Below are 12,065 nucleotides of genomic sequence, written 5' to 3' on the forward strand. Positions count from 1 at the left end.
CAGTGATTTTGCTGTTCGACCTGTTGTTTTAAAGTGCGGTCAGAAATTAAAGAATTTCTTTCGCTTTAGCGACCACGTTATCCACCGTGAAACCAAAGAGTTTGAACAATTGGTCTGCCGGTGCGGATTCACCGAAACTGTGCATACCAACGATACGACCGTTGAAACCGACGTATTTGTACCAGAAGTCGGCAATGCCTGCTTCAACAGCAACGCGTTTAGTCACTGCGCTTGGCAATACCGCTTCGCGATAAGCTTCATCTTGTTTGTCGAATACGTTCGTACTTGGCATAGAAACCACACGGATTTTTTTGCCTTCTGCGGTTAATTGTTCTGCCGCTTTCACTGCCAATTCCACTTCAGAACCGGTCGCAATGAAAATCAGATCCGGCGTGCCGGCGCAGTCTTTTAATACATAAGCACCACGCGCTACGTTAGCTAATTGCTCAGAAGTGCGGTCCATTTGTGCCAAGTTTTGACGGGTGAAAATTAATGCGCTTGGGCCATCGGTTCTTTCAATCGCCGCTTTCCAAGCAATGGCAGATTCGACTTGGTCGCAAGGGCGCCATGTGTTCAAGTTTGGGATTAAGCGTAATGCGGAGGTTTGTTCAACCGGTTGGTGGGTTGGACCGTCTTCGCCTAAACCGATGGAATCATGGGTGAACACGAATAAGCTGCGTTGTTTCATTAATGCCGCCATGCGAATCGCGTTGTGGGCATATTCCATAAACATTAAGAAGGTTGCGCCATAAGGAATGAAACCGCCGTGGAGCGCAATACCGTTCATGATTGCTGCCATACCGAACTCACGTACGCCGTAGTTGAGGTAGTTACCATCCACGTTTTGAGTCGCGCGGATTGGTTTGGATCCGGACCAAAGGGTGAGGTTGGAGCTTGCCAAGTCGGCAGAACCGCCGAGTAATTCCGGTAACACTTTCGCATAAGCTTCGATAGCATTTTGTGATGCTTTACGGCTTGCAATGCTTGCCGGGTTAGCTTGTAAATGGTCAATGAAGGCTTGAGATTCTTTTGCCCAATCAGCCGGCAATTTTTTCTCTATACGACGGGTAAATTCAGCGGCTAATTCCGGATAAGCTTTCGCATACGCGGCAAATTTCTCATGCCATGCTTTTTCTAGCTCTGCGCCTTTCGCTTTTGCATCCCATTGTGCATAAATATCGGCCGGGATCTCAAACGGTGCATAATCCCAGTTTAATGCTTTACGGGTTAATGCGATTTCTTCATCACCTAATGGTGCGCCGTGGCAATCGTGAGAGTTAGATTTATTCGGGGAACCGAAACCGATAATCGTTTTACAAATAATTAAGGTCGGTTTATTGGTTTCAGCTTGTGCTTGTTTGATCGCCTCAATAATTTGTGCCGGGTTGTGACCATCGATTGCCGGAATCACTTGCCAGCCATAAGCTTCAAAGCGTTTTTGTGTGTCATCAGTAAACCAACCGTCAACATGACCGTCGATAGAAATGTTATTGTCATCGTAGAACGCAATTAATTTACCTAAGCCTAAAGTTCCCGCTAAAGAGCAAGCCTCGTGGGAAATCCCTTCCATTAAACAGCCATCGCCCAAGAAAACATAGGTGTGGTGATCCACGATGCTATGACCTTCACGGTTAAATTGACCCGCAAGGGTTTTCTCTGCAATCGCCATACCTACCGCGTTAGTAATACCTTGACCTAACGGACCGGTGGTGGTTTCAACACCCGGAGTATAACCAAACTCTGGGTGACCCGGTGTTTTGGAATGTAATTGACGGAATTGTTTTAAATCTTCAATGGATACATCGTAACCGCTTAAATGCAACAAGCTGTAAATCAGCATAGAACCGTGGCCGTTAGATAGCACGAAACGGTCGCGGTTAGCCCATTGTGGGTTGGTTGGGTTGTGATGTAAAAAATCACGCCATAAGACTTCGGCGATATCCGCCATGCCCATCGGTGCACCCGGGTGACCGGATTTGGCTTTTTGCACCGCATCCATACTTAAAAAGCGAATGGCATTGGCGAGTTGTTGACGAGTTGACATTGTGCCTCCTGATTGAGATAAATTGACAAAATAGGGTGTGCTCATAAAAAAGTGCGGTCAGATTTTTCAGCGTTTTTAAACACGGAAAATGTCCACCGCACTTTTGCTTAATACATAACTAATAAACCATTACCATTTAGACAGTAACATCTCTTCTAACTTGCCTTGGTCAACGGCAAATTTACGAATACCCTCGGCCAGTTTTTCCACGGCCATGGCATCACTGTTATGTTGCCAATAGAATTCAGCTTCGGTTAATGGTTGCGGTTTGGCTTGCACTTCGCCTTGGAAACCCAGTTTTCTCACTACCGCATTTGGTGTTTCATGTAGGGTTTTTAATAGTGGCGGAGCAATGGTTAAACGGTCGCAACCGGCTAATTCAATGATTTCGCCCACGTTACGGAAACTGGCGCCCATCACCACGGTTTTATAGCCATATTGTTTGTAGTAATTGTAAATTTTGGTCACAGAAATCACGCCCGGATCTTCTGCCGGCGCATATTCTTTTTTATCGGTGTTGGCTTTATACCAGTCTAAAATACGGCCTACAAATGGCGAGATCAAATAAACACCGGCTTCTGCACAAGCGCGTGCTTGCGCTTCGGAGAATAATAAGGTGAGGTTACAGTTGATACCTTCTTTTTCTAGGATTTCCGCAGCACGGATACCTTGCCATGTAGAGGCGATTTTAATCAAAATACGATTTTTATTAATGCCTGCCGCTTCATACAACGCAATCAATTTTCTTGCTTTTGCAACGGTCGCCTCGGTGTCATAAGAAAGACGAGCATCCACTTCCGTAGAAACACGGCCCGGCACTAATTTTAAGATTTCCAAACCAATGTTGACCGCCAATTTATCTTCCGCATCAACAAGTTGCTGTGCTTTTTCCTGACTTTGTTGTTTACCATAAGCAATTGCTTCATCAATCAACGCCGCATATTGTGGTAGCGCCGCTGCACTCAGAATCAAAGATGGATTCGTCGTGGCATCTTCAGGTTTATATTGACGAATGGCATCAATGTCACCGGTATCGGCAACAACAACGGTAAGTTCGCGAAGAGAATCTAACTGGTTAGTCATAATGTATTCCTTATGTATTCCTTTAATTGGAGGATGGGAAACGAGTTGAATCGTTAAGAGAGCTATGTTTTATTCATAGCAGAAATCGTTAAAAAATATAACCGCACTTGTTATAGAAAGCAACTCTTAAAAAGCGTGTTCATAATAATGAAATCAATAGGTTTCGTCTTTAAGAACAGGTTGGATACTAAGGATCGCTGAAGTAAAGAATGTTGTTAATTTGATTAAATTATCTTCAATCAAAACAAAAAATGAAAAAAAAGCTAAAAAGGGGTTGCGTGGTGATAAAAAATGCCTATAATACGCCACCACAACGACGCGCCGTTGTAAAGCATTAAGCAGCGCGTCGTTTTTTGTTCTTTAACAATCAATCAGACAAACTGTGTGGGCACTTGAAGATTCATTTTTATCATTAAAGAATTTTAAAATTGAACTGAATAGTGCTACGAAGATTCGTTTATTTATATAGATGATTAATTAAGTCAGCAGTATTGAGCGATTAAACTTTTTGAATTGAAGAGTTTGATCATGGCTCAGATTGAACGCTGGCGGCAGGCTTAACACATGCAAGTCGAACGGTAACAGGAGAAAGCTTGCTTTCTTGCTGACGAGTGGCGGACGGGTGAGTAATGCTTGGGAATCTGGCTTATGGAGGGGGATAACGACGGGAAACTGTCGCTAATACCGCGTAGAATCGAGAGATGAAAGTGTGGGACCGCAAGGCCACATGCCATGAGATGAGCCCAAGTGGGATTAGGTAGTTGGTGGGGTAAAGGCCTACCAAGCCGACGATCTCTAGCTGGTCTGAGAGGATGACCAGCCACACCGGGACTGAGACACGGCCCGGACTCCTACGGGAGGCAGCAGTGGGGAATATTGCGCAATGGGGGCAACCCTGACGCAGCCATGCCGCGTGAATGAAGAAGGCCTTCGGGTTGTAAAGTTCTTTCGGTGACGAGGAAGGTTGTTGTGTTAATAGCGCAACAAATTGACGTTAATCACAGAAGAAGCACCGGCTAACTCCGTGCCAGCAGCCGCGGTAATACGGAGGGTGCGAGCGTTAATCGGAATAACTGGGCGTAAAGGGCACGCAGGCGGCTATTTAAGTGAGGTGTGAAATCCCCGGGCTTAACCTGGGAATTGCATTTCAGACTGGGTAGCTAGAGTACTTTAGGGAGGGGTAGAATTCCACGTGTAGCGGTGAAATGCGTAGAGATGTGGAGGAATACCGAAGGCGAAGGCAGCCCCTTGGGAATGTACTGACGCTCATGTGCGAAAGCGTGGGGAGCAAACAGGATTAGATACCCTGGTAGTCCACGCTGTAAACGCTGTCGATTTGGGGATTGAGCTTTAAGCTTGGTGCCCGTAGCTAACGTGATAAATCGACCGCCTGGGGAGTACGGCCGCAAGGTTAAAACTCAAATGAATTGACGGGGGCCCGCACAAGCGGTGGAGCATGTGGTTTAATTCGATGCAACGCGAAGAACCTTACCTACTCTTGACATCCATGGAATCTTGTAGAGATACGGGAGTGCCTTCGGGAACCATGAGACAGGTGCTGCATGGCTGTCGTCAGCTCGTGTTGTGAAATGTTGGGTTAAGTCCCGCAACGAGCGCAACCCTTATCCTTTGTTGCCAGCGATTCGGTCGGGAACTCAAAGGAGACTGCCGGTGATAAACCGGAGGAAGGTGGGGATGACGTCAAGTCATCATGGCCCTTACGAGTAGGGCTACACACGTGCTACAATGGCGTATACAGAGGGTGACGAAGCCGCGAGGTGGAGTGAATCTCAGAAAGTACGTCTAAGTCCGGATTGGAGTCTGCAACTCGACTCCATGAAGTCGGAATCGCTAGTAATCGCGAATCAGAATGTCGCGGTGAATACGTTCCCGGGCCTTGTACACACCGCCCGTCACACCATGGGAGTGGGTTGTACCAGAAGTAGATAGCTTAACCTTCGGGAGGGCGTTTACCACGGTATGATTCATGACTGGGGTGAAGTCGTAACAAGGTAACCGTAGGGGAACCTGCGGTTGGATCACCTCCTTACCAAAGATAGAATTGACTTTAAGTGTCCACACAGTTTGGCTGATGATTGTAAACAAAAGAAGAATAAACGTATCGAAAATAAATCCTATTGGGTCTGTAGCTCAGGTGGTTAGAGCGCACCCCTGATAAGGGTGAGGTCGGTGGTTCAAGTCCACTCAGACCCACCACTTAGACCGGTGATTTGATAAATTATGTTAGTAAATTAACGTTGACAACGAAAATATCAAACACACTGTGTATGAGTGAAAACCAAAGGATGTGATTGGGGATATAGCTCAGCTGGGAGAGCGCCTGCCTTGCACGCAGGAGGTCAGCGGTTCGATCCCGCTTATCTCCACCAATATCATCATAGTTAAGTTTATTACGATAAATCATAAGTGAACGATAAAGTTGATTTAACTATGATGATATAAAGAGATAACTTTCTTTATAAACTGTTCTTTAACAAACTAGAAACAAGCTGAAAACGAGACTTTCAAGAAAGTCTGAGTAAGGGTCATTGATAAAAGGCAATGATTCTGAATAAATTAACTGTTACGGCTGACAAACCTAACGTGTTTTTAGCATCAATCTATGATGTAAAGTGAATTTTAACTTTAAATTCCATTTTATCTTCATCAGATTGTTCATCCTAAGAATACTTGAGGTTGTATGGCTAAGTGACAAAGCGTACAAGGTGGATGCCTTGGCAATCAGAGGCGAAGAAGGACGTGCTAATCTGCGAAAAGCTTGGATGAGTCGATAAGAGGCGTTTAATCCAAGATGTCCGAATGGGGAAACCCAGTAGATGAAGAATCTACTATCACTTACTGAATTCATAGGTAAGTGAGGCGAACCGGGAGAACTGAAACATCTAAGTACCCCGAGGAAAAGAAATCAACCGAGATTTTGTGAGTAGCGGCGAGCGAAAGCGAAAGAGCCTGTTAGTGATAGCGATAGAGACAGAGGAACAAGCTGGGAAGCTTGGCGACACAGGGTGATAGCCCCGTACTCGAAGTCCAGGTCGTGGTACTAAGCTAACGAGAAGTAGGGCGGGACACGTGATATCCTGTTTGAAGATGGGGGGACCATCCTCCAAGGCTAAATACTCCTGATTGACCGATAGTGAACCAGTACTGTGAAGGAAAGGCGAAAAGAACCCCGGTGAGGGGAGTGAAATAGAACCTGAAACCTTGTACGTACAAGCAGTGGGAGCCCGCAAGGGTGACTGCGTACCTTTTGTATAATGGGTCAGCGACTTATATTTTGTAGCGAGGTTAACCGAATAGGGGAGCCGAAGGGAAACCGAGTCTTAACTGGGCGTTGAGTTGCAAGGTATAGACCCGAAACCCGGTGATCTAGCCATGGGCAGGTTGAAGGTTGGGTAACACTAACTGGAGGACCGAACCGACTAATGTTGAAAAATTAGCGGATGACTTGTGGCTGGGGGTGAAAGGCCAATCAAACCGGGAGATAGCTGGTTCTCCCCGAAATCTATTTAGGTAGAGCCTTGAGCGGACACCTTCGGGGGTAGAGCACTGTTTCGGCTAGGGGTCCATCCCGGATTACCAACCCGATGCAAACTACGAATACCGAAGAGTGATACTCAGGAGACACACGGCGGGTGCTAACGTCCGTCGTGGAGAGGGAAACAACCCAGACCGCCAGCTAAGGTCCCAAAGTCTATATTAAGTGGGAAACGAAGTGGGAAGGCTTAGACAGCTAGGATGTTGGCTTAGAAGCAGCCATCATTTAAAGAAAGCGTAATAGCTCACTAGTCGAGTCGGCCTGCGCGGAAGATGTAACGGGGCTCAAATATAGCACCGAAGCTGCGGCATCAGACGAAAGTCTGTTGGGTAGGGGAGCGTTGTGTAAGCGGATGAAGATGGTTCGAGAGGGCTGTTGGACGTATCACAAGTGCGAATGCTGACATAAGTAACGATAAAACGGGTGAAAAACCCGTTCGCCGGAAGACCAAGGGTTCCTGTCCAACGTTAATCGGGGCAGGGTGAGTCGGCCCCTAAGGCGAGGCTGAAAAGCGTAGTCGATGGGAAACGGGTTAATATTCCCGTACTTGGTAAAGCTGCGATGTGGGGACGGAGCAGGTTAGGTTAGCGTACTGTTGGATATGTACGTTTAAGTTGGTAGGTGGGAAGTTTAGGCAAATCCGGACTTCCTTAACACTGAGAGATGATGACGAGGCTCTACGGAGCTGAAGTAACTGATACCACACTTCCAGGAAAAGCCACTAAGCGAAAGGCTTTACTAAACCGTACTGAAAACCGACACAGGTGGTCAGGTAGAGAATACTCAGGCGCTTGAGAGAACTCGGGTGAAGGAACTAGGCAAAATAGCACCGTAACTTCGGGAGAAGGTGCGCCGGCGTAGATTGTAGTCCCTTGCGGGCGAAGGTTGAACCGGTCGAAGATACCAGCTGGCTGCAACTGTTTATTAAAAACACAGCACTCTGCAAACACGAAAGTGGACGTATAGGGTGTGATGCCTGCCCGGTGCTGGAAGGTTAATTGATGGTGTAATCGAAAGAGAAGCTCCTGATCGAAGCCCCAGTAAACGGCGGCCGTAACTATAACGGTCCTAAGGTAGCGAAATTCCTTGTCGGGTAAGTTCCGACCTGCACGAATGGCATAATGATGGCCAGGCTGTCTCCACCCGAGACTCAGTGAAATTGAAATCGCCGTGAAGATGCGGTGTACCCGCGGCTAGACGGAAAGACCCCGTGAACCTTTACTATAGCTTGACACTGAACATTGAATTTTGATGTGTAGGATAGGTGGGAGACTTTGAAGTAGTCACGCCAGTGATTATGGAGTCGTCCTTGAAATACCACCCTTTAACGTTTGATGTTCTAACGAAGATTGCGAAACGTGGTCTCGGACAGTGTCTGGTGGGTAGTTTGACTGGGGCGGTCTCCTCCCAAAGCGTAACGGAGGAGCACGAAGGTTTGCTAATCACGGTCGGACATCGTGAGGTTAGTGCAATGGTATAAGCAAGCTTAACTGCGAGACAGACAAGTCGAGCAGGTACGAAAGTAGGTCATAGTGATCCGGTGGTTCTGCATGGAAGGGCCATCGCTCAACGGATAAAAGGTACTCCGGGGATAACAGGCTGATACCGCCCAAGAGTTCATATCGACGGCGGTGTTTGGCACCTCGATGTCGGCTCATCACATCCTGGGGCTGAAGTAGGTCCCAAGGGTATGGCTGTTCGCCATTTAAAGTGGTACGCGAGCTGGGTTTAGAACGTCGTGAGACAGTTCGGTCCCTATCTGCCGTGGGCGTTGGAGAATTGATTGGGGCTGCTCCTAGTACGAGAGGACCGGAGTGGACGCATCACTGGTGTTCCGGTTGTGTCGCCAGACGCATTGCCGGGTAGCTACATGCGGAAGAGATAAGTGCTGAAAGCATCTAAGCACGAAACTTGCCAAGAGATGAGTTCTCCCACACATCAAGTGTGTAAGGGTTGTTTAAGACTAAGACGTAGATAGGTGCGGTGTGTAAGTGTAGTGATACATTGAGCTAACGCATACTAATTGCCCGAGAGGCTTAGCCATACAACGCTCAAGTGTTTTGGGGAGACCTGGAGCATGGAGCGAAGTAGAAGGTAACAGTTAAGAGACGAGACGAAGAAGAGAAAGTGGAGAGTCAGCTTGTTTTAGTTTGAAGAAGACAGAGAAATAAAAAGAAAGAGATAAGAGAGAAAGAGAAGAATATCATCGACCGATTTTTGGCGGCGATAATGCGGTGGACCCACCTGATTCCATACCGAACTCAGAAGTGAAACGCTGTTATGCCGATGGTAGTGTGGGATGTTCCCATGTGAGAGTAGGTCACCGCCAAGCCTAATATTAACCCCTGATGTGAGAGCGTCGGGGGTTTTTGATTTTTCGGGGAAACTGGGGGATGTAGAACGATTTGGAGAGGGAATCAATCAACATCATCCTCTGATAAGAAAGATGATGTTGAGGTCAAGATTGATTTTGTTTTTACTATTGTTCTAATAACGTCTTAAATGCACTCGACATTTCTGTGCGGTAGCCTTTACCTTCTTTAATGATCATAAATATTGCCAAATTTTCTTGTTCAGCAATCTCCATGGCTTTTTTTTCTCCAAGAACAAATAACCCCGTAGAAAGACCATCTGCGGTCATGGAGCTAGGAGCTAAAACAGTTATTGAGGCGAGCGCGTGTTGAATTGGACGACCGGTATGCGGATCTATTTCATGGGAAAAGCGAATACCATCTTGTTCAAAATAGTTACGATAATTACCGGAAGTTGCCATAGCTAAATCTTTTATGCCAATAATTTGCTGAGCAATTTGTGATCCATCGAAACTTGGTCGCTCAATTGCAATTTGCCATGGCTTACCTTCACTGTTATGTCCTTTGGCACGAATTTCCCCACCGATTTCGACCATATAATTTTCTATCTGAAGACTTTCCAAATAATCTGCAACCTGATCAACACCAAATCCTTTAGCGATGGAAGAAAGATCAACGTACAGTTCTGGAATGGCTTTAGTAAGGTAAAATTTTCCGGCCTTTTCAGTAAGTGTTAACTTGTCGATACCCACCCAAGCCTGACGTGCTGCAAGTTGTTCTTCTGTGGGTTGTTTTTCTATGCGTTTTTCTGGGCCAAATCCCCAAAGATTGACAACCGGTCCAACGGTAACATCTAAAGCCCCTTGTGTGAGCTTATTAAGCCGAATTGCTTCCTTGATCACTTTGGCTAAATCAGAAGAGATTTCGATTGGTGTTTGGGTTTGTATATTTTGGTTAAATTGGCTTAGCTCAGAGGTCTTGATATAAGTAGACATTTTAGCATTAACATCCCCAAGAATTTTTTCAATATCTTCATGGACTTGTTTAGGCGAAGCCGGAAAATTATTTTTTTCTAAGTATTTGATATGGTAGGTACTTCCCATGGTTTTCCCGGCAAGGGCAACAATTTGTTCAGCTTTTGGGGTTGATAGTGATGTGTTTTCTACCGGTGTTTGTGGTTTATCGCAAGCCGTTAACGTGATAGTCATTGCGGCGAATAATCCATACATAATAGGGGTAAGTTGCATCGTAATCCTCGAGTTGATGATGTTTAGCTCATTTTAGCCAAACAACGTAATGAAAAGTTAAAGATTCTTCGCATTGTACAAGAAGGTGTCTGATTAAGGTAGACTTATCATTGATCATTAAACTTAAAGCATATGAAGTGCGGTTAAAAATGAGGATATTTTTTGCCCGCACTTTATTGAAAAATGTTAAGATAGCGCCCGTTTTAACTACGCTTTTTATGTAACAACTTATGGAAAAAATTATTGTTGATGAAAATCAGTTTTTAAGAACGATTTCACGGATTTCTCATGAGATTATTGAGAAGCATCAAACGCTGGATAATTTAGTGATTGTTGGGATTAAACGCCGTGGTGCCGAAATTGCCGAATTGATCCGGCAAAAGATTATGGCGTTAACACAAGTGGATGTGCCATCGTTTGATTTAGATATTACCTTTTATCGTGATGATCTTAGCCTGATAGAAGAGGAAATGTCTCCAATTTATAAAGGTGCATCAATGCAAATGAATATTCAGAATAAAGAGATTATTCTTGTAGATGACGTGCTTTTTACCGGTCGTACTATTCGTGCGGCATTGGATGCACTGACAGATTTTGGACGAGCATCTCGGATTGAGTTAGTCATCTTTGTGGATCGTGGTCACCGTGAATTGCCTATTCGGGCGGATTATGTGGGCAAAAATGTCCCTACCAGCCGTAATGAAAATATTCAAGTTCGTACAAAACAGTTTGATCAATGTTACGAAGTCGCATTATTGTCTAAATAACCTTCGTGAACCTTTAAGTCAATTAATACTCTAAACAGCATCATTTAATCTGATTAAGGAATATTACTCTATGAATTTTAAGTCTATTTTTTCTGTTGCGCTGGCTTTCTTTACTATGGCGACACAGGTGCAAGCCGAAGAAAAAGTGGTGGCAACTGTTAATGGTGTGCCGGTATTGGAAAGTCAAATTAAGCCGATACTCAATAAGAGAACCAGTCGTCAAGCGGCCATTGATAAAGTGATTAATGATATGCTGGTCAATCAAGCGGTAAAAGAGTCCGGTGTTAAAGTCAATGAAGCGAAAATTGATCAGATTATCGAAGGCATTGCTGCGCAAAACGGATTAACGTTTGGTCAGTTGTTGGATGCCCTTGATTATCAAGGGATTAACTACCACGCATATCGCCAACAGATTGCTCAACAAGTGTTAATGGCAGAGGTTCGTAACCATGCTATTAGCCAAAGCGTTGATGTAACGCGTGAGCAAGTGGAAGAACTGGCGGAGAAAATGCAAAAAGAAGCAAAAGCGAAAGGAAAAATGGAAAATGTGAAGGGAACACAATATGAAGTCCGTCATATTTTATTGAAACTAAATCCATTATTAAATGATGCGCAAGCGAAAAAGCAATTAACACAAATTCGAGCGGATATTGTTTCCGGCAAAATGACATTTGCTGAGGCAGCTCTGAAATATTCTAAAGATTATCTATCTGGCGCTAACGGCGGAAACCTAGGTTATGCCTTTCCGGAAGCGTATGTAGGTCCATTCAGTCAAGCGATTCGTAGCGCTAAGAAAGGGGTGATCAGTGCGCCGTTTAAAACCGAATTCGGTTGGCATATTTTAGAGGTGACGAATACTCGTCAAGGGGATCGTACGGAAGAAGCATATCGTCAAAAGGCCTATGAGCAAATTGTGAATCAACAATTACAAGATTCTGCCCGTGATTGGGTGCAAGCCTTGCGTAAACGTGCCGACATTAAATACTTAAATTAATCATCATCCCGACCCAATGGTCGGGATTTTGCTTTATAATACACCGCACTTTTCGTTATTTT

The 12,065-nt window shown here is 45.2% G+C and carries 5 protein-coding genes, 2 tRNA genes and 3 rRNA genes; 7 read left to right on the forward strand and 3 right to left on the reverse strand.

From position 1 onward, the window contains the following. Nucleotides 1-46 precede the first annotated feature (46 nt). Both tkt and tal read right to left on the reverse strand, forming a co-directional pair. On the reverse strand, nt 47-2,044 hold the full coding sequence (gene tkt, locus J5X96_RS01590; protein WP_209363940.1) for a transketolase: 1,998 nt from the start codon (nt 2,042-2,044) through the stop codon (nt 47-49). Between the two features lie 129 nt (nt 2,045-2,173). Beyond that, nucleotides 2,174-3,127: a transaldolase gene (gene tal, locus J5X96_RS01595; RefSeq protein ID WP_209363942.1), complete on the reverse strand. Its 954-nt coding sequence runs from the start codon at nt 3,125-3,127 to the stop codon at nt 2,174-2,176. Between the two features lie 510 nt (nt 3,128-3,637). Here tal and J5X96_RS01600 point away from each other — a divergent pair. From J5X96_RS01600 to rrf, 5 genes are all read left to right on the forward strand, one after another. Beyond that, nucleotides 3,638-5,177 (forward strand): 16S ribosomal RNA (locus J5X96_RS01600). Nucleotides 5,178-5,267: 90 nt separating this feature from the next. Then, nucleotides 5,268-5,344: transfer RNA gene (locus J5X96_RS01605), tRNA-Ile, on the forward strand. 97 nt (nt 5,345-5,441) lie between these two features. Further along, nucleotides 5,442-5,517, forward strand: a tRNA-Ala gene (locus J5X96_RS01610). 313 nt (nt 5,518-5,830) lie between these two features. Next, nucleotides 5,831-8,727: ribosomal RNA gene (locus tag J5X96_RS01615) — 23S ribosomal RNA — on the forward strand. 172 nt (nt 8,728-8,899) lie between these two features. Further along, a 5S ribosomal RNA gene (gene rrf, locus J5X96_RS01620) occupies nt 8,900-9,015 on the forward strand. Together the 16S, 23S and 5S rRNA genes with 2 tRNA genes alongside form the textbook arrangement of a ribosomal RNA operon. A 147-nt stretch (nt 9,016-9,162) precedes the next feature. Here the strand turns inward: rrf and J5X96_RS01625 are convergent. Beyond that, nucleotides 9,163-10,242 (reverse strand): FAD:protein FMN transferase, encoded by a 1,080-nt coding sequence (locus tag J5X96_RS01625; protein ID WP_209363944.1) that lies wholly within the window; start codon nt 10,240-10,242, stop codon nt 9,163-9,165. 230 nt (nt 10,243-10,472) lie between these two features. Here J5X96_RS01625 and pyrR point away from each other — a divergent pair, with 230 nt between their 5' ends. Beyond that, entirely contained in the window at nt 10,473-11,009 is a 537-nt protein-coding gene (gene pyrR, locus J5X96_RS01630; RefSeq protein ID WP_021615144.1) for a bifunctional pyr operon transcriptional regulator/uracil phosphoribosyltransferase PyrR, read from the forward strand. 70 nt (nt 11,010-11,079) lie between these two features. Further along, nucleotides 11,080-12,003 carry a peptidylprolyl isomerase gene (locus J5X96_RS01635; RefSeq protein WP_209363946.1) on the forward strand — a complete coding sequence of 308 codons (924 nt, stop codon included), beginning with the start codon at nt 11,080-11,082 and terminating at the stop codon, nt 12,001-12,003. Nucleotides 12,004-12,065 lie beyond the last annotated feature (62 nt).

Origin of the sequence: Aggregatibacter sp. 2125159857, from assembly GCF_017798005.1 — a bacterium.
In the GTDB taxonomy this organism is placed as follows: Bacteria; Pseudomonadota; Gammaproteobacteria; order Enterobacterales; family Pasteurellaceae; genus Aggregatibacter.